The 23792-nt window shown below is 60.8% G+C and carries 15 protein-coding genes and 2 tRNA genes; 3 read left to right on the top strand and 14 right to left on the bottom strand.

Annotated features, from left to right (window positions below; all coding sequences use genetic code 11):
- Nucleotides 1-109: 109 nt before the first annotated feature.
- The 9 genes from V9K91_RS10755 to V9K91_RS10715 all read right to left on the bottom strand — a co-directional run bounded on the left by V9K91_RS10755 (nt 110) and on the right by V9K91_RS10715 (nt 16797).
- A complete protein-coding gene (locus V9K91_RS10755) occupies nt 110-514 on the bottom strand; it encodes a DUF6165 family protein (RefSeq protein WP_336442909.1) in 405 nt (134 codons plus the stop codon).
- A gap of 285 nt (nt 515-799) precedes the next feature.
- Nucleotides 800-2674 (bottom strand): NERD domain-containing protein, encoded by a 1875-nt coding sequence (locus tag V9K91_RS10750; RefSeq protein WP_336442910.1) that lies wholly within the window; start codon nt 2672-2674, stop codon nt 800-802.
- A 216-nt stretch (nt 2675-2890) separates the two neighbouring features.
- Nucleotides 2891-4918, bottom strand: coding sequence for a protease Lon-related BREX system protein BrxL (gene brxL, locus V9K91_RS10745; protein ID WP_336442911.1), 2028 nt, complete (start codon nt 4916-4918; stop codon nt 2891-2893).
- A 10-nt stretch (nt 4919-4928) separates the two neighbouring features.
- Nucleotides 4929-7550, bottom strand: coding sequence for a BREX-1 system phosphatase PglZ type A (gene pglZ, locus V9K91_RS10740; RefSeq protein ID WP_336442912.1), 2622 nt, complete (start codon nt 7548-7550; stop codon nt 4929-4931).
- A 63-nt stretch (nt 7551-7613) separates the two neighbouring features.
- Nucleotides 7614-11195, bottom strand: a complete 3582-nt coding sequence (gene pglX / locus V9K91_RS10735) for a BREX-1 system adenine-specific DNA-methyltransferase PglX (protein ID WP_336442913.1) — start codon at nt 11193-11195, stop codon at nt 7614-7616.
- A 3-nt stretch (nt 11196-11198) separates the two neighbouring features.
- Nucleotides 11199-14846, bottom strand: a complete 3648-nt coding sequence (brxC, locus tag V9K91_RS10730; protein WP_336442914.1) for a BREX system P-loop protein BrxC — start codon at nt 14844-14846, stop codon at nt 11199-11201.
- Nucleotides 14847-14868: 22 nt separating this feature from the next.
- On the bottom strand, nt 14869-15447 hold the full coding sequence (locus tag V9K91_RS10725) for a DUF1788 domain-containing protein (RefSeq protein ID WP_336442915.1): 579 nt from the start codon (nt 15445-15447) through the stop codon (nt 14869-14871).
- Nucleotides 15444-16097, bottom strand: a complete 654-nt coding sequence (locus tag V9K91_RS10720; RefSeq protein ID WP_336442916.1) for a DUF1819 family protein — start codon at nt 16095-16097, stop codon at nt 15444-15446. Before V9K91_RS10720 ends, V9K91_RS10725 begins: the two co-directional genes overlap by 4 nt.
- Nucleotides 16098-16706: 609 nt before the next feature.
- A tRNA-Ser gene (locus tag V9K91_RS10715) sits at nt 16707-16797 on the bottom strand.
- 171 nt (nt 16798-16968) lie between these two features.
- On the opposite strand from V9K91_RS10715, the gene V9K91_RS10710 reads away from it, so the two are divergent.
- On the top strand, nt 16969-17673 hold the full coding sequence (locus V9K91_RS10710) for a protein phosphatase 2C domain-containing protein (RefSeq protein WP_068854556.1): 705 nt from the start codon (nt 16969-16971) through the stop codon (nt 17671-17673).
- Between the two features lie 46 nt (nt 17674-17719).
- On the opposite strand, the gene dnaQ is transcribed toward V9K91_RS10710, so the two are convergent.
- Genes dnaQ through V9K91_RS10695 form a run of 3 tightly spaced genes read right to left on the bottom strand, consistent with a single transcriptional unit; the run spans nt 17720 to nt 19559 of the window.
- The gene (gene dnaQ, locus V9K91_RS10705; RefSeq protein WP_068849589.1) at nt 17720-18445 is read right to left on the bottom strand and encodes a DNA polymerase III subunit epsilon; all 726 of its coding nucleotides are present in this window, start codon (nt 18443-18445) and stop codon (nt 17720-17722) included.
- A gap of 4 nt (nt 18446-18449) precedes the next feature.
- The gene (gene rnhA / locus V9K91_RS10700) at nt 18450-18902 is read right to left on the bottom strand and encodes a ribonuclease HI (RefSeq protein WP_336442917.1); all 453 of its coding nucleotides are present in this window, start codon (nt 18900-18902) and stop codon (nt 18450-18452) included.
- A 12-nt stretch (nt 18903-18914) separates the two neighbouring features.
- Nucleotides 18915-19559: a methyltransferase domain-containing protein gene (locus tag V9K91_RS10695; RefSeq protein ID WP_184124961.1), complete on the bottom strand. Its 645-nt coding sequence runs from the start codon at nt 19557-19559 to the stop codon at nt 18915-18917.
- A gap of 11 nt (nt 19560-19570) precedes the next feature.
- Here V9K91_RS10695 and gloB point away from each other — a divergent pair, with 11 nt between their 5' ends.
- A complete protein-coding gene (gene gloB, locus V9K91_RS10690) occupies nt 19571-20338 on the top strand; it encodes a hydroxyacylglutathione hydrolase (protein ID WP_336442918.1) in 768 nt (255 codons plus the stop codon).
- Complete coding sequence (locus V9K91_RS10685; RefSeq protein ID WP_249833816.1) at nt 20335-21537, top strand: lytic transglycosylase domain-containing protein; 1203 nt, start codon at nt 20335-20337, stop codon at nt 21535-21537. Before gloB ends, V9K91_RS10685 begins: the two co-directional genes overlap by 4 nt.
- 70 nt (nt 21538-21607) lie before the next feature.
- Here the strand turns inward: V9K91_RS10685 and V9K91_RS10680 are convergent, their stop codons facing one another.
- Nucleotides 21608-23581, bottom strand: coding sequence for a peptidyl-prolyl cis-trans isomerase (locus V9K91_RS10680; RefSeq protein WP_336442919.1), 1974 nt, complete (start codon nt 23579-23581; stop codon nt 21608-21610).
- A 134-nt stretch (nt 23582-23715) separates the two neighbouring features.
- Nucleotides 23716-23792, bottom strand: a tRNA-Asp gene (locus tag V9K91_RS10675).

Here is a 23792-nt window from a genome sequence, read left to right as displayed (position 1 = left end):
AGTAGCGAAGGTAGTGCCGACTGTTAGTCGGCTGCTTGCCCCGACCAGCCGACTGACAGTCGGCAATACCGGTCGGCAATACCGGTACCGCCGCTCGCGCGTCGCGCGCTCAGCCGCGGCCGGTGTAGTCCTTGTATGACTTCTCTTCGACGTACACCGAGCCGAGCGCCAGGTTGATGTCCTTCTTGATCCGCGCGCGCTGATCGTTCTTCTGGTAAACGCTGCGAGCCAGGGCGATGAACTCGTCGTCGAAGGCTTTGGCCTTGTCCTTCAGGCGGACGTTGTCTTCGATCTCCCAGAGCTGCTCGTTGATCTCCTTGAGTTCGGCGCGCAGCTTGACGATGTCCTTGACTCCGGCAGGGTGCCCCATCCAAGTTTTCTCCAGCGCGCTCAGCTCGGTACGGATGTTGGCCAGCTTGGCCGGATCGCCGATCCGCTCGGACTTGATCTGCAGGATCGAGATCTTGTCGAGCAGCTCGCCGAAGGAGACGGGAACCTGAATTTCTGCGGTCATAGGGGCTGGCCGTTTTCTAGAGTTCAACAAGTTTAGCTATAGACGCGCGCCTTGCGTTAGTTACCTTGCATTCAGTATTGCGAATACCGTCCTTGGGTGGCGTTGCCGGGTGTCGTCAACGAATACCGACGCCCTCCCCCACCCCGCGCCCAACCCCGCTGCTTAATCGAGTGGCGAATGGCTCCAAGACAGTGGAATTCCAAGTAACACAAGCACTAGCACCCTCAAGGACAGACCCTTTGAAAAATGGCGCCTGATTCGCGACGCCCTCGTCGACCTGGAGACTCAGGCTCCAACCCACAGTGAGCCAAAATCACGCAGCTCGGGAGCGGAACACACCACCGTCATATAGCACCCGTGGTCATCCCTCTTTAACCGCGTGATCGCTGCATATGCGAGAGCAAGTGATTCAGGAGAGCCCGCGGTCGATATTTGCACTACTAGAGCGCGACTTTCCCACCCCTTAAAACTTTGAATGGTGGTTACCTTTATGCGAGCGTCCCCCTTATAAAAGGCAAGCTTTCTACGTCTGCTCTGCTCATGACGTTCACGCTTGTCGCCACCCCCGCCAAAGGTGTGGATCGCATTGATACGCCTCGCCTGAAGGAGGCGGACGACTTCGAGTCCGATCGCATCTCTGTCCACTACGCATACCAAATCAGCAACTGCGAGAGGTGCATGTGCCGATGATTCGAGGATGCTTAGCAGCGCGGCCACGCATTCATTCGCGGCATAAGATGCTTCAACCTGCCGCCATCTAAGCACTGTCCGATACTCCAGTTCGCCAATCGGCGACAACGGTCTATGGTCATCCACGCCCGGGAGAAATCGATCAACAAAGGTCCGCGCAAGTCGAGAAAGAGAAGGTGACATCCGGTAGGTGTGTTCCAGCGTCACCCAGCGGCCTCGGAAGCCCGCACCAGCCATCTGAGTCTCTGTCCACGGAGGAACACCATAGATATTCTGATGTGCGTCTGCGACCAGCATAGCTTCACCGCTGCCATCTAATGGCAGTGCGGCGCGAATCGCCGTCCACCAGCTAGGAAGCAGGTCCTGCCCCTCGTCAACGAGTACCGCGTCCCAACGTTCTTCTTCACCCAGTGCAGCAGCCCAAACCGCTGCAGCAGCAGGCAATTCATTTCTAAGGACATATTCACCACCCCCACCCTCCTCCGATTCAGCCCAGATTGCGTCATAGTCGTCCTTCCGTCCGCTCACATAGGCGACTCGCCTGCACCAATGATGAAAATTGAGCGCCACAACTTGAGCCCGAACTGAACCTGATTGTGCATAGCGCACTGTCAAATCAAGCAGATAGTTTATAAGCGTAATATTGAAGGTAATGATCAGGACCTTCTTTCCCGCCTTCGCCAGTTCCGCAGCACGCCCGGCAAGGACTAGCGACTTGCCGCTGCCGGCCGGCCCCTTTATACGTCGGAACCGCGCGCCACCCTCGTTTAGCGCTAGAGATTGTTGTCTCTGAGTCATCAGCTTGCTCAATGGCACGCGCTGCTCGGACGAAAAAGAGGGTTCCACCAGCCAGTGTCGGAGCTCAGCGGCCGCGCGGACTGTCATCCGACTGTCGTGCTTGTATACCGAGCTCAGAAGTTGGCGAAGTGTGCTCTTGTCGCCACTACCGATAAGATCAGCCCCTATAAGCGGGTAGAGCGACAGATGCTGATCATGACTTCGCGCCTCGCGCAGCGGCCTTAGCAAACTCTCAACGACCTTCGTTGAAGCCTCGGTAAAGATGATCCCGGCAACAATGGAGCCGAAGCCCGTCCTGTTCGGCAAGCTCGGAATATAAAGACCGTACAACTCTTGTTTGTAAAGATCAATCTTGGCGACCGGATCCTGATGAGCCAAGGAAAAATCTCTTCCGTTCCGCCGGCCCATGAGCTTGGGACCCGCAGCGCCCTCTTTTATGTAGTAGTCAACGCCACGGAACGACCAGTCCTTGACCTCGTACACCGCGACGCCGTTCTCCGGGTGCATCAAGACAAAATCTGGCCGAAGGCCGTTGAGGTGAGGCTGGACATAGATCTCCCAACCGGACGGCAGAGTCTCCAGAAACCAATTGAGCACTCGACGCTCGCCGGCCGTAAGAGGCTGGCGGAGAGCATGCAATTCGTCTAGGGGTGGCACTACGACGCGCGGCATCACCACACTACCAACTCCTTGCAATCTTTAAAAACTGAATGAATCATCGGTTCTTCATGGGTCCGGCCATAGGCCCGCAAGCCCCTCAAATAATCGCTACGAGCGTGAATACTGGTGTCACAGACCTATATATTGGAATGCAAGCAAATCCTTGAGCTCACTTGTTTAATCCTCTGCGCCGCCTCCGTCCTGAATCACAAACGACTCGGAAAGGACTCAATCCACTCCTAAGGCCTTGAAAACAGCATCCACTGGATCCGAATAAAAGCTCGTCTGAAACTTAGCGAATAGCTCGCCCGGCACCGACGGGATGTCATTGACGCTGCACATGGGCAAGAGGATCCTTTTAGCGCCGGCGTCGAAGGCGACCTGCAGGGATTCGGCGAGGTTTCGGGCTGGCGCAGTAGTCCCGCCGAGTGACATATCGCCCATCACGACCATCTGGCTCTGTATCGGACGACCTAGAGCAGCGGAGCACAATGCAACAAAGCTTGATAGCGTGAGCGTCTCCGGACTGCCGCTGTGCTGGAGTTCGACGAGATGGAGGTGGAAGTCCTGCACCGCCGTCTTGATTCCGGCACTGACGCGATTGGCGTTTGCCTTAAAGTAGTCGAAGGCGATTCGCACTGACTCACGCGAACCGGAACCCGAAGTGGAGAGCTTACCGTTACCTGCCATGGCCTGGATCTCCAGGCGGTAGACGCCCGGCATGCTGCCTGGGCCCATCGCGATGGTGTAAAGCGTACCGGGTGCCATCCGGCCTTCGGGGATCAGCCCACCACCGGCCTGCTCCGGCACGTTGATGAAGCGCTCGTCACTATTCTCGAGGTCGATGTACGAGAAGTGGACGTCGTAGAACTCCATGCCGCCGATCTTCTTGAGCTGTTCCTTGACCCGGCGACGCGTCTCCAAGGCATACTCAAGGCATTGCCGCACCTGCTCTTTGTCGTACTCGCCATGCGGGCTCAGCAGCTTCAGCAGCCCTGAGGTCGTGCGGCGCACCGCGATAACATCTCTCTGGTTAAGGTTGTTGCCAAGCTTGAAGTGCTTGTCGATAGCATCGGAGAAGCTGTACTTGCGCATCTCGCGCAGATACTCAGCCAGGTAGTCCACGATCAACCCGAACTGGTTGGTGAAGAACTCCGGACGCATTTTCGGGATCTCCCAGCCTGGTACATAGGCATGGAATCGGTCAAAGAACGCTGCGTCGATCATGACTTCTGGAAACGGTGCCAGCAGGTGTGAGGTCTTCACCAGTGATTCGACGCTCTGGTTGATGTTGCCGATGAACACCATTGAGGCATTAGCGTTGATGGATTCGCGGCCCCGGCTGAAGGATCCGGAGGCCATGTAGTCCTTCATGATCTGGACACCGTCGTGATCCTTGAAAGTGATACCGGCCACTTCGTCGAAGGCGACCACGTCCCACAGGCCAACCAAGCCGACCTTGCGCGCACTCATGTTGTAAAACAGATTCGCCACGGTGGTCTGCCCACCAGACACGAGAATGCTGTTGGGGCTGATTTCCTTGTAGATGTGGCTCTTGCCGGTGTTGCGCGGCCCCAGCTCGCAATAGTTGTAGTTGTTTTCAACCAGCGGAATCATGCGCGCCAGCAGGTGCCACTTCGCGCGCTTCTCGAAGACAGTGGGTTCCATGCCGGTGGAGCGCAATAGCACGTCGATCCACTGCTCATCGGTGAACGCATGGCGCCCTTCGAACAAGGCCTGCATGTCCATGTTAGGCATCTGGATCGGCTTCAAATCTTCGACGATGAAGGGCGAGCTCTTCTGGCCCTCCTCGTAAACGTAGCGCAGCGTCACGATGCACCAGATGCCGCCGGCCAATAGCTTCTCGTACTGACGCACGAAGGCATCGGAGATCTCGACGTTCTTCACGCCAAGATTAGACATCAACGCCTCGTACTGGTCGCGCCTCTCGTTGAGCTTGACGGCCAGCTTGTCGATGACCTTGTAAGTACCGCTTTCGCGGATCTTCGATTTGACCTTCTCCGCCTCGTCCGGCCGCACATAGTTATCGGCGAGGATGCGTTTAACCGTGGTCAGGCCAGCCTGAATGGTCGCTTCGTCATCCGAGGCGCAGTACATGCCGAGCAGGTACTCCAGCACGTAGACCGGCACGTTTGCACCTTCTTTTATCAGCTTGGTCAGATCCTTGCGCACCACCTTGCCGCTGAAGTGACGGTTAAGCAGGTGATCGAGATCCGGCGCGGTGGGCTGGGTCATGTCGGAGGAGTCAGAAGTCATTGGAGAACGCCAGATCGATCTTCAAGGGAACACGCAGCACTTCGACCTTGGTCTGCGCGTCACGCGCGACAAGGAAGTAGTCCTTTTGCCGATCGTAGTTGCCGGAACGGATTGTCAGAATGATTGACCTAACCCGCTCCCCCAGCACGCTAGAGGTGCTGTCGAAGGTCAGTACCTGTTCGTCGCTCACCGGGGTCTCACCATCGCGCAACGAAATCCGCACGGTCCGCGGCAACACGCGGCTGGAGGTGGGCTCGGTCTGGATCAGCTCGAAGCGCTGGGTATTGGTCACAACCTTGTTGGAGAAGCCCATCAGGCTGATCTCCACTGGATGGGTGCGTGCCTTGTGGGAGTCGGACACGCGTACGGTTAGGAGCGGCACGATCACCTCCTGCGGCATCGCCGAACCATGCACGAAGCGGGCGCCACCGGCAAAGTGGAAACGCATGGCACCCTTGGGCAGCCAGAAGTCCATACTGCCCTCGCCCCTCTGCGTTCCCGCCGTCCGTGCTGTGTTGCCTTGCCAGACCTTATCGCTAACCGGCAAATCGCGCCCTATCAGATAGCGCTTCTTGGCCTTGAGTGTCCCGGCAGGCTTCTCCGGCAATGCGGCACGGCTGGCGTCATCCAGTGGCGACTCCTGATAGAGGAATCCGTGATCGGCCGTCACCAGCACCATCGAGCCATTGAGGTTGTTGATGATGTACGAAATGACACCACTCAGCTCTTTCAGCGTCCTGGCCACAGCGTCGAATGTCTGGCCCTCGGAGCCTTGCTTGTCACCCAGCATGTCGATCAGGTCATGGTAGACGTAGATCACCCGGTGCTCACCGACCAACTCACGTCCTTTGGCCTTGCCCAATCCCAGTAAGTCATCCGCCTTCACCGTGATACCGTCATAGCGGCCCAGCTGCGCGTTGCGACTCTCCAGCGTCGCGGTCGATTGGCCATCGACCAGCACGTCAAGGCTGTCGCCCGCCTTGTAGGCGATGCTCTGGTGCGGCAGCAACGCCGCCATGCCGAGCGCCGTGTAGCTGGGCAGCACGCCCAGCATTGCATCGAGCTTGGCCGTGAAACGGTTCTTGGCGTTGATCTCGCGAACAAGGGCCTCGCCGGCTTCGTAGCGGAATGCATCGGAGATCAGCACGAACACGCGCTTGGTCGTGCCCGCACTGAGTGCCGAGGCGACATGGTCATCGAAGAAGTCCTGTTGTGGCGTCGTACCTGGCACACGCCAGGTGGCCAGCAAGCCATGTTCGCCAGCCAGCACATCAGCCCAGGCCGACGACAGGCCTGGAATGAACCAACCGGAATAGGCATCTTCGATCGCGCCGCGCAGTTCGTGTAGCACGCTCCAGCCCATCGGCTCCACTTTGTCAGCAGCAAAATGGAAACAGCGATACCACTGGTCGAAGCGATACAGCTCGCTTCGATACGCCTGCACAGCCATAGCCGCGTCGGCAAAGCTGAAGCCGGCAGCGTTACGCTCCTTCATCGCCAGAAACTCGGCTGCCGCCTCGATTGCGTCATAGCAGGCAGACAAGGCGCGAATTTCATCGCTGGCGTCGCTGATCAGCGCGTTGCTCCAGTGACCATCACGACGGCGGGAGGTAATCGCCTGCACGTCGCCCAGTGACGCACCGCCCAACTGCATCACCCGCGTCTTCAAGTCATGGATGACCTGACGTTCGACCGCAGCGAAGGTCATGCATTCCAACAGATCCTCCGCGTGCCAGCCAGAAATCAGTTCGTTCAGCTTGACCATCTGCGCCACGGCCGCGGACAGATCCGCATAGGCGGCATGGCTGTGCAGATCGCTGCGCCAGCGCGCGGCCAGGATCGCCGCGTTATTTGCCAGCTGTGGATTTTCCAACAGCAGATGGCGCAAGGCTTGTGGCACCTCGGCGCTGATACCGCGGGCGAAATCGGTAACCAGGATACGCAGCCACAAATCGACAAGGGTCGGCTCGCCACTTTCATAGCCAAACGTGCGCTGCATCAGCAGCCAGAACGCTGGCTCCAGGCCGTAACTCTGCAAATCGGTCCAAGCCTTCGCCGGCTCGCCGATACGGGCCTGGCTTTCTACCCGAAGTCCTAGCAACAGCTGATGCGCAATCGAAAGCGGCTCGGACTCGTCGCTGCGCAACAGCACGGCCATCATCTTGCGGTCAAGCTCCGCCTCACCGTCGCCAGACTCGACCAAGCGTTTGAGCTTGCTACGGCGTGCTTCCGCGCCGAGGAATTTGGTGCGCGAGCGAATATAGGGCGCCAGCGTCAGCGAGGTGAGACCAAGGTCTTCAATCAGCAACGTGGTCAGGTCGGCACGGAACGCTTTGGAACGTAGCCGCACATCGAGCAGCCAATCCACTGCCGGATCCGGCTCCGGGTAGTTGCTGTACAGCAAGAACTGCGAGGCGGGCCGCTGCTCCAGTTGCCGTTTGACCGCCAGCACCGGCGCTTGATCCAGCCGCACGATCTCGATTTCGCTGCCAAGCTCCAGCGATTCGAGCGTGATGGCGAACTGCGAATCCGTATCGTGCCAAAACACCACGCGCTCTGTCGTAAACAGCGCGCGCAGTGACTCGACCACGCGGCGTTCATTCACATCCATGCGTCACCCCGCTTTGCGCCGCCTTTAGCCAAGGCGTTACTGCGGCAGTCCGCGAAGCGGCAATCATTCGTCATCGCTCTTCCCGCCCGTCACTGCCTTGACCTCAGCCAGCAGGTCACCGAACTTGCCATAGTTCACCTTCACCCCATCGTCCAGATCCAGCGTGATGCGCTGGTCGGCGTAGTGGCGCAGCTGCTCGTCGTAGGCCAGCAGCTCCAGGTGCTGCTGGCGCAGTTTTTCGAGCTGCTTAGTGAACTTGTTGCGTTGTGCGGTTGAGCTGGACGCAGCGACTTCCTGCTCCAGCTCTTCGATCTTGGTCTGCATCCTGCCGGTCAGTGGCACCACGTATTCGGCGCGCAGACGCGACAACGTACCTGCGTTGTAGCGGTGCAGATAGACCAGCGCCTGGAAAGCGCCCTGCTTGCCACTGGAGAACAGCCAGTAGATCGGACGCTTCCTGTAGGTCTGCAGGTGATCCTTGAAAAACTTGTCCGCGAGATAACGGCGAATCGCATGCTCCGGTGATTCGCTGGCCTTGCGGCCAAGGTTGTCGGCCACGAAAGCCATGTTTTGCTCTAGCGATTCCGGCCCCCACACGGCAAGCAAAAATTCGCGCACGCGCAGCGCGGCATCATCCTCAAACCACAGCTCTTCAGTGACGGGCACGATGCCGTCAATATCGGCAGGAAACTTTGTGTAGCGTGAGGCATCGAAGCCGATATTCCCGCTGTTGGCGTAGATCAGGCCCGGCGCATCCAGACTGTAGCGACCCATCATGCAGCCAATCGTGTAGGAAATCAGCTCCGCCATGGTGTCCTGACCGAAGCGGGTCCATCGTTCCTCTTCAGTGAATTTGCCGCCATATCGGTAGGCGGGATTTATCGTGAGGGTGATCTGCTCAATAGGGACGTCGGGCGTGAGCTCGTCCTGCAAGCCATACGCGTCGAGGAAAAGGCGATTATTCTCCTGCTCGAGTCGCCTCATCTCAGCGACTTTTTCGTGGTTCTGGGTAATCCATGCGGAGTAGCTGGATTCCAGTGTGGGCTTGGGCTCGGAGGAGGCCGTCAAAATGGGGAGGTATTGAAAGTTCCAGGAGCGCTCGTAGGCGTCCCAGTCTATTCGTCCTGAATCTATTAGTACCTGTGAATTTCGATTCAAGGTTTCGGCATGTGCTGCACAGCCGTCAAACGGCATCACGCTCAAACTTCCGGGATTGAAATCCAAAGTGGGACATAGGATACGCAAAAACACCTGCGCCACCTTGCTCGATAGGAATGCGAGATATATCGAGGAAGACTGCTCTAATACAGGAAAAAACATACTCCCCTTCTGATCGAAGATAAATCCCGAAGGGGTTGCTCTAGCGCCAAACTGAATGCCAATATTTGTATACGAAAGTCCAGGCTTGAAATAGAAAGACGAGTTGCGCACAACCGAACTTGCGCACGCCTTTACTTCGACTCCGCCCGCCTGCCAGTTTACCACACACTCGTTGTTTCCATACCACTTCCTAAACCCCCCCCCCTTTGTGTACGGGAACCATCGGCGTGTTGTTTTAGATGCCTCGCCGTTAAACACAGATCCGAACTCAACATTTTCGAAAGCGACTTCCGACCAGTCTTTGATGAATCTGTCATTGTCACCGGTCTGCAAGCCAACGACAGGTTTACAAAAGTCTTTTAGCGGCGGCAATCTCACAAACGAGTCGATTATTACCTTACTCGCCCAGTAGGCGACTGGGCTGCCTGGGATCTTACTGAAGTCGCTCGATGTGGCAGTGAAGCAGTTGCTCCGCTCGCGATTCAAGAAAACCGTCTGCTTGTCCGCCGACTGTGGCGCACTATTGAGGTCCACATAAGTTCCGGCGCATCCATCAATCTTTGCGTTCAAAGCTGAGAAGACAGCTGCCAGTGCGATCTTTGAATTCATCGAAGGGAAACTATTGAAGCCAATTTGAGCCATCGTAAAGATGGTCTTTTCTTCCAACACTTTCTTCCGCATGTTCTCGAATGAAGACAAGAACATCCAACCTTGCATTGTGACCATTGAAACGAAAGCATGAGATCTTGCCATTAAAAATCCGCGCTCGATAAAGCACGCGAAAAGATCACTTTTAGCGTCGGGGAAATTTTCCTTAGCGAAGGCTTTCACAAGAGCATTCATTCCACCGCCACCCATGTATGGCGGATTCGCAACCACTACGTCGTAATGCCCATTCAGCAACACAGCCTGACGCACTAGGTGACGCAGCTGATTGAGAGCCTTTGACACGAAGAGGTCCTCGCTGCTCATCGAGGCCAGCATTTTCAGCGCCACCTGCTTCCTCGCCAATTCCTCCGGCACCTGAATCAACGAACCAAAGGTTTCTGCGTGTTTAAACAGGCCCTTTAATGCAGTTAGATTTCCAAGTTCCAGTCCGTATTCAGTAAGCCTAGCGCCCTGCGACAGGACCTCCGCATCAAACCCCGAACTATTCATCAACGCCATCACATTGAGCTTCACTTCGCGCTCAAACAGTCGCCGATCATCAGCACGTGCCTTCATCATCAACGCAAAGCCGGTCAACTGCGCCGCCCGCTCGTCAATGTCGAGGCCGAACAGGTTCTTCTCTAGAATTAGCTTTGCCACGTCGCGCTGGCGGTAGCCGCGCTCCAGGTAGATCGCCTTGAACAGATCGTAGGCCTCAACCAGGATGTGACCGGACCCGCAGGCCGGATCGATCAGTGTCAGCTCCTCTGGGTTGATCGAGCTCGGAGTGATCGCCGCAAGCTGAGCATTGACCTCATCGGTCTGCTCGGCCGGCACAATGTAGTACTCCATCTGCGCCCTGAGCGACGAAGTTGGATAAGTGGCCAGCCACTGAGCGCCTAGCGAATTCTGCACCATGTATTTCACGATCCAGTTCGGCGTGAACAGCTGGGTCGCCGCCGGAATGTCCTCGGACTTCACCACCTTGCCGATGACTTGGTCTTTCTTCTCCGAGATGTAGAACTGGTAGAGCCAGCCGATGATCTCAATCTGCTGCCAGTCTTCTTCGGGAATGGACTGCACCATCTTGGCCACCACCGAATCGGTGAGCAGCAGGTTTTCCGGCAACAGCAGCTCAGTCTCGTCACCCAGCTCCTCGAACAGGAACGGCATGGCCTGATGCAGCGCATTGCACTGGGCGATCAGGATCAGGCGGTATAGCTCGGGATCCTTATTGGCGAGCTTCAACTCGCGCACGGTGTCGGCGGACAAACCCGGCAGCGCATTCGACTCGGCCAACTCCAGCGCGTGCGCCAGCACTTCGGGCAAACCGCCTCTCAGGTTCGACAACACGCGTCGGCCGTGGCCGAGGTAGTCGTGTACTTCCATGTAGCGCAGCGCGGCCAACCGGTTGAACCAGGCGTAGGCCACGGCCTCGACGGTGTGGCCGAAGCCCTGCAGCCTCATGCGGGCAATCAGCGTGTTGCGCTGTTCGTTGACCTTCACCGGCCATGGCCGGCCGGCAATCATCACGATGTCGTTCTTGACCTCGGCCTCGGCCACCTGCAACGCGCCCCTGGCGTCGCTCAGTCCCAGCAGGTTCGCCCGCGCCGTCACCGCTGCGATGAAGTCCTTGCGCGCCTGCGGAGCGTAGCTCTTGAGATTCCCTGTGTTCATTGCTTACTGGATCCGGATGCGTTTGCCGGACTTGAGCACGGCGATGAAGTGGACTTTGAGATCGGCGAGGTACGTGTCGACCTCAGCCTCCGTTTCGATATAGGAGCTGGTGACCAGTGCCGCCGGGCGGACGATTTGAGAGGCTTTCGGCACTGCTGCGGAAGCAGCCGAAGCTGAAGCCCGATCAGCACTCGTCGTTGTCTGAGTCGCGCCGCTAGCTGTCGCTGCCTTACTTGCGACTTGCGCCGCCGTATGCGCCTTCACCAAGGCATCACGGATCAGATCCATGGCCTCTTCCAGCTTGTCGCCGGCGCCATTGGCCAGAAACTGGATCTCTGGAATGCTGACCGCATCGGCAATCTTCAGCTTCAGCTGTTGCAGAGGATGCAGAGCGGCATTGCTGAGATCGGCATTCGCGGTCGCCTGCACCAACGCCTTATTCGCCTCGTCGATACGCTGTTCGACGACGCGCAGCGCCGCTTCGCGCTCGGCCTGGACCAAGGCCTGGTTGCTGACTTCCAGGGTGGCCAGTAGTGGCTCGATCTTGCTGACGCTGGTGTACGGGGCCGACTCTTCGCGGATGCGCTGCAGATCCTTGAGGGCGACACTTGCCTTGGGGTCGGCGGCCAGCACATCCCGGTTGGGCTCGAAACGATTCAGCGTGGCCAGAAAGCGCTGCCAGGTCGGCAACTGATTGGTGTAGAAGCCGCGAACATCATTGAGATCCTCACCGGCGTCCAGCCATTCATCGCGCGACCTGTTCAGCGCCTCGATGAACTCGAACGGGTCGCGGATGGCAAGCTGTCGCTCACAGCGCACCAGCATGGCGTCGATGACGGTCTTGCCGGGATAGTGCAATTGCCCGGCGGTGAGCTGCCAGCGCTTCAGGTCATCCTTCCACTCAACCAGCTTGCAGCGGAAATCGGCAACCACGCCGTCTTCCTCTTTGCGTGGCAAGGAGGAGAACAACTGCCGGTAGAGCTCAGACGCGCGCGCAATGCTGCCGGCATCGGCGGTCTTACGCTTGAGGATCGAGATCTGCTTATGCTGCATCGCCTTGGTTAGCGGATCAAATGCACTGCGCGGCTCCAGATCCGAGCCGCCTATGGTGAGCTTGATCTCGCCGGCCATGAACAGGCGGGTGATTAGTAGCACCACTTCCCACTCTGGCTTCCAGCCATAGGGAATGTCGGTGAAGCGATCGACCACATCAGACAGCAGTACGCGATTCTGCGAAGCAGCGAGCTGCAAGTATTGGCGAACCTCATCAATGGCCTGCGGGTTGCCGTCCTCGCCGCCCAGCGCCAGCTCCTGCTGTCCGACGTTATCGGCGCTGAGCAGGGCGCGGATCTCGGTGATGGGATCGGGCTTGCGGATCTTCAGGTACGGCAGCTTGTTGTAGGTATTAGTGATCAGGTAGTTGATCAGCTCGTCCAGCAGTGCGGGTGCCGTGGCCGTCTTGGAACGCACCTGCTGGCCTTTGGCGTAGCAATCGCCCCGCACAATCAGGTCGGCAATTTGGGCAACCAGGCGCTGCCTGCGTTCGCGATTCTCGTCTTTGCGCTCAAGCAGAATCTTGCGCAAGGACGGTGGTGCCGCGCTGGCCTTGGGGCTGTCGACGTATTTCTCGATCTGACGAAACAAAGTCAGCTCGATATCCAGACGAGCTCCCTCGCCCATGCGGATTAGCGCTTTGCCGTTGCCTTCGGCGCTGAGCATGATGCAGCGGTCAGACTTGAGGCTTTCGTAGTCGTCACCCAGAGGCGAGCGGATATCCAGGCTGAGCGAGTGGTTGGCCTGCCGGTATGGTGCACCGTCGAGCAGCCGGTTGAATTCGTAGTCGGCCTTGGTATCGCGATGGCGCACTTTGGTTTGTTGGCTGAGGATTTCATCAAAGACGATCTCGGCCAGCAGCTTGGATTTCTCCGCGGCGGACACGTCAACATGGCCAATCTCGCGGGCGATGTCGCGCTCCTCATTGGTGAGAAAGAACCACAGATCCCCATTGCGATTGACCAGCCGCTGCTGCTCCAAACGCTCCAGACTTTGCTGGATCTGCCGCTTGAGCTGCAGCTTGTCCGCATCGATTTGATCGAGGCAAAGCGCCGCCAGGTTGTCGATGGTGGGCTTGATCACCTCGGCAATATGGCGGATCAGGAACAGCGCCTTCAGCAGGCGGATGTCCTGCTTTTCGAGGGCGGGATTCTGTTCGGCTTGGTCGATGGCACGCTTTACCGTGGTATCGAGGAAGCTCTCGATTGAGGGATAGAAGTCGTACAGCGGCACCAGCGACTGGATGCTGCGATCAGCATTGATCTTGGCTGCTGACTGGAACGCGTCCAGCAGGGAACGCTCGCCGCGTGAAAGGTGCTGGCCGGTGGCGCCGACCTTGCGGATCGCCTCGAAGATTTTCTGCAGCAGTTCAAACTGATATGGGGCGAACGGATAGTTGGCCACGTAACTGATAGAATCGGCGTAGCCACGCAGGGTCACGGCGTTGCCGTTGAACGATATCTGGTTGTTGATGATGTCGCCCTGCTGCTCGAACACGTTGCGCAGCGCCTCATGGGCAGCCTCGGTCTTCGCCAGCAGGCGTACGCCGATCACTTCGTCCGTGTTGGAACTGGCCAGCGACAGGCGCGTATGGAAACGCCCCTGAATCTTGGAGAAGTCCTGGGAACGAGCCCTGTTCGCTTCGCCGATGGCCGCTTCGATGTCTTCCTGACTGGTGACGATGACCCAGGCGCGACCTTTGCATTGGGTGCCGAGCTGCTCGGCGATGGTCTGCAGATTGAGCATCAATTGCGTGTTGTTGCCGATGAACTGGCCGACCTCATCGACCAAGAAGATGATGCGATGGTCCTTGCCCTTGGTATCGAGGTACTCGCCCAAGAGTTTGGCGAAGTTCTCTATGTTGATCTTGTAGCTGTCGCGGGATTCATCGAACCAGCGCTGGGCGGACTCCACCGACATCTTCAATGCAATGGCCAAGGCCTGGGCGATCTCGTCGCGCAGGAAGTCGAACGCGTCGCGCTCAGCTGTCCACGAGCCACCATGGATGCGCGCGAATTCCTGCTGGAACGTCTCGTAGGCGCCCTTGCTGACGAGATAGCGCTCCATCTCGGCGATATGCGGCGCATCGCCAGAGAAGCCGAGCTTCTCGTTGAACACGCGCAGGAACACCTGCAGAACCACATCGCGATCGGACTTGCTGTCCGCCTTAGCATCGATGTTGAACAGGATGACATCGGCGCTGCCGCGGGTGGCGCGCTGGATGTCCGCGAGCAACAACGGGTCCTTGACCTTGGTTTCGTCGAAAAACTCGGCCGCACGCTTGGTGTTGCCGGAGACCGGGTCGACCGCCTCCTGGTTTTCCAGAAGGTACGACAGGATCTTGATGAAGTGCGATTTACCGGAGCCGAAGAAGCCCGATACCCACACGCCCATACGGTCGGTGATCACCGAATTGTTCGGATTGTCGCCGGCCGCTAGGTACGCGTCGAAGAAGCGGCGAAAGTAGTCGGCCAGCTGCTTGGTGACCACGTATTCGTCCAGCTCCTGCCAAATGCTTTCGGCATCACGCTGGTCAGCCTTGATCACGCCGTTGATCGGGCGGTCGATCGGCTTGCGGAAAAGCTCCCTGATCTTCATGTTTTCAGTCATCCCCTGTGAATCATTCCGCCAGCCGGAAGGCGCGGTAGTAGTGGTCGTCGGCCAAGGTGTTGAACAGGCGCAGCGAGAAACCGTCGTAGCGCCCTGGATAGAACATCACGACCGGCGTGTGGTCCATGATCGGCTGCAAGCCGGTCAGCAATGTGTGCGAGCGCAGCATCGGATACGCCGCCCCTACGCCGGTCAGCAGCAGCATGTCTATTTGGTCGAAGTCGATCTTGCTGGCGATGCGCTGGGCCAGCTTGTCTTCTTTGAGCACGGGTCTGAGCGCAGCGAGAGCGGCGTCATTGCCCTTGTCGGCCTGGATGGCCAGGACGCGGTCATAGAGCTTGCGGTCTTCCAGCAGGTCGACGATGAGATCGAAGAGGTTGACGACCACGGGACGCAAGACCGGTTGCTGCCGGGCCAGACCGGGCAACAGGATTTCGGCGATAAAGCCACGCATCTCCATTTCCTGCTCAGGCAGGTAGTCAAAGACCCAGAAGCCGATCTCGTTGCCCAACCCTTTATTGGCAAGGAACTCGGCGGAACTGAGTTTGGGCAGGATGCGATTGAGGCGCTCGCGAAATTTGTCGCTCATGCACGAAGCTCCATCATCGGAACGAGCTGCCCTTCCCCGGCAGCCAGCAAGGATCGCCGAACCACCGGATGGAGGTGCGGAGGTAGCAGTCGAAGGGATCTAGTACTTTCCAGATACCGGGCCTCGGCGAGAATCCGAATAATCACCTGCACCAGCTTCTTCCGCGTCGAGTTGCTCCACGTGGCAACGGCAGGATCGCGCCCTGCGCAATCGTGCAGGAAGGGGTCCCAGGCGGTGACCGAAAGAGAGTGTTCCAAGCGTCGGGCGTGATCAGCCACTACTTCACGCAGGAAGTCCTTGAGGAGCTCGCTGTGCTTGAGCGCCGCGGCAAACAGCAGCTGTGTCGCCATCTCCTTGTCCCCATCCCTGATGACACTCCAGACCGACGCATCAATGGACTCCAGTCGAAGACGGATCAACCGCGCCTGGCGTACTGCCGTGGCCGGCGCCGACTTCTGCAGCACGTTCTCCACACGTAGCGCGTTTTGCCACGCGGCATCGTCTAGCCGCTGAAGCAAAAGTCCGGCAATGATCCTGCTCTCGGGGAGCATCAATGATCCGGCGGATAGATCGGCTTGGTACTGCTTCAAAGGGGGCGCCCAGTGGTATTCGGTTGGTAACGTCTGCGAGTGGGGAGCGTCGCTCAACATGGCTTCAACTCGCCTCCTCGGCGGGCAACAGCCATGGGGCCAAGCTAATGGATCGGCTACGGCTAGCCGAAATGACGGAAGAAGCTCTTTGGCGACATCCAATACATGCCCAGCATGGTGGGCTCCCCCACTTCACTCCCGGAGATGCAAAAGCTCCGCGACGCGGAGACCCGCATTGACAATGAATCTCGACTCCCACAAGTCATCCTTTTTTCTGCATTGGAATCGTAGCCCATTGGCTATGATCCTTGAGCACCCAAAGGCACCCCACGTGCACCTTGCTGTCGCTCTCGCCGGATATCTGCGAAGTCATAGGGCAAGCCCAGCCTGATGAGCATGTTGCAACCATCCTCGATAGCTTTCCCCGACTACGATTAAAGCGGATCTAACCGCGTCGGATCAGTGCTCGCTGCTTCCGATCATAGGTCCGAAGAATGGACCAGGTTGGACGCGACCAAAAGGGTCACAACGGGTTTCATCAATCATCAACGATTGGGGACGTCCGATGACGTCTGCGGCCAGCCATCCTGACATCGCATACCCAATGGCATGCCAAGATCGCCTGAAATGAAAAAAGCCCCTGAAAATCAGGGGCTTAGTTCATACATATGGCGGAGAGGGGGGGATTCGAACCCCCGAGGCGCTATAAACGCCTGCCTGATTTCGAGTCAGGTACATTCAACCGCTCTGCCACCTCTCCAGATGGTCCCCGGCGAACCGGGGAGCGAATGATACGGTGAGGCGGCGCTGACGGCAAGCCATTCCGGGGGTGCCGATGAATTTTTTCTGTATCGATGCCTTGCCGGATGTCCGCAGGGCCGCGATCATGCCGTTATCCCTCAGCAATGACACTCCTGGCCTGCGCACCTCCATGATCGAATTCGGACACCTGACCCACCCTGGCCTGCGCCGTGATCTCAATGAGGACACCTACTACGGGGACGGGGAGCTGGCACTGTGGCTGGTGGCCGACGGCATGGGTGGGCACGCCTGTGGCGAAGTGGCCAGCGCGCTGGCGCGCGAGACCATCGTGCGCGAGATCCGCCAGGGCGCCACGCTGGCGCACGCGATCCGGGTGGCCGATGAGGAAATCATCCGCACCTCGCGCCGCCGCAACGACAGCCTGCCGATGGGTACCACCGTGGTGGCCGCCCGGGTCCAGGGCAACCGCTATGAAGTGGCCTGGGTCGGCGACAGCCGCGCCTACCTGTGGCGCGACGGCAAGCTGGCACAGCTCAGCCAGGACCACAGCGTGGTGCAGGAAATGGTGGCGCAGGGCAACCTGACGGCCGAAGAGGCGCGCGCGCACCCGCACCGCAATGTGGTGACCCAGGCACTGGGGGTGACCGATCCGGCCCACCTGAACGTGGCCACCACCGCTGGCGAGCTGCGCCCGGGCATGCAGCTGCTGCTGTGCAGCGACGGGCTGACCGAGGAAGTGGAAGACACCGGCATCGCCCGCACCCTGGCCTACGACGATGCGAGTGCGCAGGAGTGCGTGGATACGTTGGTGGCCGCCGCGCTGGATGGGGGCGGGTCGGACAACATCACGGTGATTCTGGTGCGTTGCCATTGATTTAACCGGTTGCCTGCCAACGGCAGGGGCTACCGAATCGACGGCATTACGCCGCCGATTCTTCCACCTTAGGGCCATCCCAGATGGCATGTCCGGCCTTCTTGCGCAGCTTGGCCAGGCGCGCTTCGTGCGCCTCCCGTTCCGAGGCCGTTGCCACCACGCGCGGGCGCGGCAGCAGGCGGCTGGTATCGAAGGCCTGCGCGTGTGCCGTACCCGGGCGGACGTCATCGGCTGAACCAAAGCCGATTTCCTCCTGGCCGGAGGTCAGTGCGATGTACACATCGCCCAGGATCTGCGCATCGAGCAGGCCGCCGTGCAGCTGGCGGTGCGCGTTGTCCACGCCCAGCCGCTTGCACAGCGCATCCAGCGAGTTGCGCTGGCCCGGATAGCGCTCGCGCGCCATCTTCAGCGTATCGATCACCGTGCAGCGGTCGGTGATCTTGCCGTACTGATCGCCCAGCAACGACAGCTCGTAATCCAGGAAGCCCAGGTCGAACGCGGCGTTGTGGATGATCAGCTCGGCGCCGTCGATGTAGGCCAGGAATTCTTCGGCCACCTGCGCGAACACCGGCTTGTCGGCCAGGAACTCCAGGGTCAGCCCGGTGACTTCCTGCGCGCCCTGTTCGAATTCGCAGTCCGGCTTGAGGTACTGGTGGAAGTTGTTGCCGCTCGGGCGGCGTTCGAGCAGTTCCACGCAGCCGATTTCGACGATGCGGTTGCCCTTGCGCCATTCCAGGCCGGTGGTTTCGGTATCGAGGATGATCTGACGCATGGGCCTAGTGTACCGGGCCGGCGGCACGGATCCGGATCGCGGCGTCGCGCGCCAGCGTATCCACACGCTCGTTGTCCGGGTCACCGGAATGGCCCTTCACCCAGCGCCAGTCGATGCTGTGCTTCTGGGTGGCCGCATGCAGCCGCTCCCACAGGTCGCGGTTCTTGACCGGGTCACCACCGGCGGTCTTCCAGTTCTTGCGGATCCAGCCCGGCAGCCACTGGGTCAGGCCCTGGCGCACGTACTGCGAATCGGTGAACAGCACGATCTCGCACGCTTCGGTCAGTGCTTCCAGGCCGGAGATGGCGGCCATCAGCTCCATCCGGTTGTTGGTGGTGTGCGCTTCGCCACCGCTCAGCTCGCGCTCGTGGCCCTTGTAGCGCATCAACGCGGCCCAGCCGCCGGGGCCGGGATTGCCGAGGCAGGAACCGTCGGTGTGGATTTCAATGGTTTTCAATACAACTCCAGATCAGGTCGCCACGGTGCCGTGCCAACGGCGTACCGGCAGTGGCGTAGGTCCTGGCAGGGCCAGGGTGCGTTTTTCGGCGGTGAACAGGCAGGCCGCGCGCAGGGCGGCGATGCTGCCGCGCTCGGGCGCGCGGGTGTGCCACATCGGGCCCAGCCAGGCCAGGTCGTCGCAGGCCAGCCCGGCCCGCTCCAGCGTGTGGCGCAGCCGCTGCGGGGTGCGCACCAGCAACCCGTGCCGGCGCCATTGGCTGCGGAATGGGCTGAACGGATTGAGCGTGGACAGCCACAGCCGCCCGCCGGGCATGAGGACCCGCTCGCATTCGGCGATCAGCTGCTCGGCGTCGCGGGCGGTCACGTGCTGCAGCACGATGGCGTTGAGGCTCTCGGTCTGGAACGGCAGCGGCAGCGCGCAGGTAACGTCGCCGGTGTAGCCGCCGGCGCTGCGGTGCAGGCGCACGCCCTGCCCCGGCAGCGCGGCATCTTCCAGCCAGGCCGGGGTCGGCGCGATCCACAACCAGGGGTTCAGCGGGTGCGAGGCCAGCACCGGCTCCAAAGCCTTGCGCTCCAGCTCACGCAGCGCCTGCGCCGGTTCAGTATCAAACCAGGATGCGACGGAAGCTTGACGGGGGCTCGGCGCGGCGGGCATGGTCCAATTCTATGCGACTGACTGCCCTACCCGCATTCGCGGACAACTACATCTGGGCGCTGGTCGCCGACGACGGCCGCGCGATCGTGGTCGACCCCGGCCAGGCGGCCCCCGTGGTGGCCGCCGCAGCGCAGCAGAACTGGCGCCCGCACACGATCCTGCTCACTCACCACCACGACGACCATATCGGCGGCGTGGCGGAGCTGCAGGCCCGGTTTGCGGGGCTGGAGGTGATCGCCCCGCACGATCCGCGCATTCCCGGCGCCACCCGCCGGGTAGGGGAAGGTGAACGCATTCAGGCACTGGGGCTGGAGATCGACGTAGTATCCGTGCCCGGACACACCCGGACGCACATCGCATTTCACAGCGCTGAACATCTTTTCAGCGGAGATGCGTTGTTCAGCCTGGGCTGTGGCCGGATGTTCGAAGGTACGCCACCCCAGCTTCTGGCTTCCCTGCACAAGCTGGCGTCCCTGCCGCCGCACCTGTTGTTGTGCTGCGGCCATGAGTACACCGTGTCAAATGCCGTCTTCGCGCGGCATGTCGACCCCGCCAACGCCGCGCTTGCGCGACGCCATGAGGAGGCACTGGCCATGCGCCGCGATGAACGCCCTACGCTGCCCGTTTCGTTGGCAAGCGAGCTGGAATGCAACCCGTTCCTGCGAACCGATACACCCGCTGTCCGAGCTGCCGTCAGCCGGCACCTCGGTCGTCCGGTCACCGATGAAGTCGATGTCCTGGCAGGTCTGCGGGGCTGGAAAGACGGATTCCGAACATGAGTCGGCGATGGTTGCCGCTCGCGGCAGGCCTGGCGATCGCCATCGCCGGCACCGCGGGCGCCCAGTCGTTGAGTGCGGGGATGTCGCAGAACGTGGCCGGTTTGTCGCAGTTGCCGTTGGACGGCACTGCCCTGCCCCCCGCTTCCGTCCGCAATGGCCAGGACATCTTCGCCAGCTTCCGCGATGGCCTGGCCGAACCGACCTGCGACGTCGAGGCCACCAGCCCACGCTGGCAGAAACAGTTCGCCCATGCGCCCTCGCGCCTGGCCAACCAGGATGACGATGCACTGGTGCTGTTCGGCTATGTGGTCGAAGAGCTGCGCGCTGCCAACCTGCCCACTGAGTTCGCGCTGATTCCGTTCGTGGAAAGCGGCTACCGGCCCAACGCGCGGAATGGGGCCGGCCCGGCCGGGCTGTGGCAGTTCATCGCCTCCACCGCCAAGAACCACCGCGTGCAGATGACCAGCGGCTACGACGGCCGGCTGTCGGCGGCCGATTCCACCCAGGCCGCGGTGCGCTACCTCAAGACCCTGCACGGGATGTTCGGCGGCGACTGGCGCCTGGCCACCATGGCCTACAACGCTGGCGAATACCGCGTGCTGCAGTCGCTGCGCAAGGCCGGCATGAACGCGCAGAACGCGCGCCCTGCCGAGCTGCCGGGGCTGTCGCCGGTGACCTACGCCTACGTGGAGAAGCTGCACGCGCTGGCCTGTGTGCTGGAAAACGCTGAAACCACGCCGGCGGTGATGGCATCGCTGGACCGCACCGTGCCGGTGCTGAAGGGCCACACCCTGCCGGCCGGCACCAGCGTGCAGCAGTGGGCCGTACAGCGCTCGCTGGACCCGGCGCGCATCGCCCGGCTCAATCCGGCCCTGGCCAGCGGCAAGGGCCGCCCCAGCGGCCAGGTGACCGTGCTGGCCCCGGCCACCCACGCGCCGGTGGACCCTTCGGTCATGCTGGCCCAGGCTGAGGCGCCCGTGTCGGACACGGTCAGCCCGCGTACGCAGACCCAGGTCGCCAGCCGGGCCGTTGCCAGCGCGGACCGCCCCAAGGCGCGCCGCCACACCGTGCGCAACGGCGAGTCTGCATGGACGATTGCCAAGCGCTACGGGATGCCGCTCAAGGCGCTGCTGTCGTTGAACAACCTCAGCGGCAGCAGCGTGCTCAAGCCCGGTGCGGTGTTGCGCGTCGAAGATTGAGGCGGATAAGGCGCAACAAAAAAGGCCCGGCATTGCCGGGCCTTTTTCGTAAGCGGACGCCAGCCAACCCTTAGAGGTTGGCTTCTTCGACCTGCACCTTGTAGTGCTTGCGCATGGCCTGGATGAAGGCCTTGGCCGAGGCCATGCCGTCTACCTGGTCCAGCTGGTCCTTGAACTGCTGCTTCTGCTCGGCCGGGACCTCAGCCAGGTTCGGCGGGGTCACCTTGTTGACCGCGAACACCACGTAACGGTCCTGCACGGCGACCTTGCCATAGCTCGGCTTGCCTTCGGCCGGGGCCGGGGCGGCGAACACGGCGCGGTTGATCTCCGGGGTCGGCACCGGCTGGGTGCGCGGCAGGCCCGGCAGCGGGCTGAGCTGCAGCTTCTCTTCGGCGGCCAGCGCCTGCAGGGTCTGCCCGGCGTTGAGCTTGGCCAGCAGCGCGTCAGCGGCCTTGGCCGAGACCTGGCGGTTGCGGTCGGCGCGGATCGCGGCGATCACGCCGTCGCGGGCCTTGTCCAGCGGCAATGCCTGTTCCGGGCTGTGGTCGGTCACGCGGATCATCACGCTGTGGTCGGGCGTGATCGCGATCGGGTCGCTCACGGTGCCGTCCTGCACCAGCACATCGGAGAACGCCGCGCGCAGCACCGCCGGGTTGGCGGCAATGCCACTGGCGGTGTCGCGGGTGAACGGGCCGAGGGTCTGCACCTTCAGCTTCAGCGCATCGGCCGCGCCCTGCAGCGAGGTCGGGTTCTTGTAGACCTGGTCGACCAGGCGGCCGCTCAGTTCGGAGAACGCGCCTTCGTTGTCGGCCTTGAGCTGTTCGGCGGCGAGCTGGTCGCGGACCTCCTCGAACGGACGCTGCTGGCCACCACGGACCTCACGCAGCTGCAGCACGTGGTAGCCGAACTCGGTCTTGACCGGTGCGCTCACCTCGCCTGCCTTCATGCCAAACAGCGCGTCTTCGAACGGCTTGACCATGGAATCGCGTTCCACCCAGCCCAGGTCACCACCGGTGGCCTTGGAGCCGGTGTCGTCCGAGTTGGCCTTGGCCAGCGCGGCGAAATCCGCACCTGGCGCCTTGGCCTGCGTGGCCAGTGCGGCGGCCTTTTGTTCAGCGGCCTTGAGCTTGGCCGGGTCGCTGCCATCGGCGGCGATCAGGATGTGCGATGCAAGACGGGCTTCGGGCGTGGAGAAGCGCGCCTTCTCGTCGGCGTAGCGCTTGCGCAGGGTGGCTTCATCGGCGGCGGCCGCCGGCGGCAGCGCGGCCGCGTTGATTTCCACGAACTCCAGCGACACGGTTTCCGGCTGGCGGAAATCCTTCGGGTGGCTGTCGTACCACTGCTTGATCTGTGCGTCGGTCACTTCTGCCGTATCGGCCGGCAGCTCCGGCAGCGCGGCGATTTCCACGTCACGCGTTTCGCCCAGCAGCTTCATCAGCCGCTCGGCCTCCACGCTGGTGACAAAACCCGATTCCTGCAGCGCCTGCGGAATGATCGACTGCTGCAGGCTCTCGCGCACCAGCGTTTCGAACTGCGCCGGGGTGCGCGGCGGGTTGCCGGTGGTCAGCGCCAGGCGGTACTGGTCCTGGTTGAACTTGCCATCGGGGCCGATGAAGCCCGGGATGGAGGCGATGGTTTCGCGCACGGCGGCGTCGCCGATGACGATGCCGGACTGTTCGCCGGCCAGGCGCACGACCTTCTCATCAATCATCTGGTCGAGCACGGCGCGCTTGTTCTCGGCGCTTTCGAATTGGCGCGGGTCGAAGTTCTCGCCCTGCTGCTGGCGGGCCTGCTGGCGCGCCTGCTCGAAACGGGTACGGAATTCTTCCGCACTGATTTCATGGTGCTGCCAGAGGAAGGAAATCGGCCACCACGACGGCGCCGAGCGCCACCAGGTCGGCGGCGCTGCCACCTTGGCCACGTTCTGCGCGCCGACACCACCCAGGTAGCTGGAGTCGATCACGAACAGGAACGGAATCATCAGCAGCCCCAGGATCACGGTAACGATCCAGCCCGAGGTCTTGTCGCGAAGTTTCTGCAGCATGGGAGAAATCAAGGCCCGATTGGCGAATCCGGCAGTGTACCCCGCTTCGCGCCACTCCCCAACAGGGGCGCCCGGCACCCGGGCATCGCAGCAAAAAGAAAAGCCCCTGGTTTGCACCAGGGGCCTTCAAGAATTGGCGGAGCGGACGGGACTCGAACCCGCGACCTCCGGCGTGACAGGCCAGCATTCTAACCAGCTGAACTACCGCTCC

It is taken from the genome of Stenotrophomonas sp. CCNWLW57, from assembly GCF_037203925.1.
GTDB lineage: Bacteria > Pseudomonadota > Gammaproteobacteria > Xanthomonadales > Xanthomonadaceae > Stenotrophomonas > Stenotrophomonas rhizophila_A.
The sequence above is the reverse complement of the archived record's forward strand: the minus strand, read 5'-3'. Positions and strand labels throughout refer to the sequence as shown.

Excerpts from the sequence above, each read along its gene's own strand:
- V9K91_RS10710 (WP_068854556.1), top strand. The coding sequence starts at position 16,969 with ATGATCGAATTCGGACACCTGACCCACCCTGGCCTGCGCCGTGATCTC.
- dnaQ (WP_068849589.1), bottom strand. The coding sequence starts at position 18,445 with ATGCGTCAGATCATCCTCGATACCGAAACCACCGGCCTGGAATGGCGC.
- V9K91_RS10680 (WP_336442919.1), bottom strand. The coding sequence starts at position 23,581 with ATGCTGCAGAAACTTCGCGACAAGACCTCGGGCTGGATCGTTACCGTG.
- V9K91_RS10755 (WP_336442909.1), bottom strand. The coding sequence starts at position 514 with ATGACCGCAGAAATTCAGGTTCCCGTCTCCTTCGGCGAGCTGCTCGAC.
- V9K91_RS10685 (WP_249833816.1), top strand. The coding sequence starts at position 20,335 with ATGAGTCGGCGATGGTTGCCGCTCGCGGCAGGCCTGGCGATCGCCATC.
- V9K91_RS10695 (WP_184124961.1), bottom strand. The coding sequence starts at position 19,559 with ATGCCCGCCGCGCCGAGCCCCCGTCAAGCTTCCGTCGCATCCTGGTTT.
- brxC (WP_336442914.1), bottom strand. The coding sequence starts at position 14,846 with ATGAAGATCAGGGAGCTTTTCCGCAAGCCGATCGACCGCCCGATCAAC.
- V9K91_RS10720 (WP_336442916.1), bottom strand. The coding sequence starts at position 16,097 with ATGTTGAGCGACGCTCCCCACTCGCAGACGTTACCAACCGAATACCAC.
- pglX (WP_336442913.1), bottom strand. The coding sequence starts at position 11,195 with ATGAACACAGGGAATCTCAAGAGCTACGCTCCGCAGGCGCGCAAGGAC.
- V9K91_RS10725 (WP_336442915.1), bottom strand. The coding sequence starts at position 15,447 with ATGAGCGACAAATTTCGCGAGCGCCTCAATCGCATCCTGCCCAAACTC.
- V9K91_RS10750 (WP_336442910.1), bottom strand. The coding sequence starts at position 2,674 with ATGCCGCGCGTCGTAGTGCCACCCCTAGACGAATTGCATGCTCTCCGC.
- pglZ (WP_336442912.1), bottom strand. The coding sequence starts at position 7,550 with ATGGATGTGAATGAACGCCGCGTGGTCGAGTCACTGCGCGCGCTGTTT.
- brxL (WP_336442911.1), bottom strand. The coding sequence starts at position 4,918 with ATGACCCAGCCCACCGCGCCGGATCTCGATCACCTGCTTAACCGTCAC.
- gloB (WP_336442918.1), top strand. The coding sequence starts at position 19,571 with ATGCGACTGACTGCCCTACCCGCATTCGCGGACAACTACATCTGGGCG.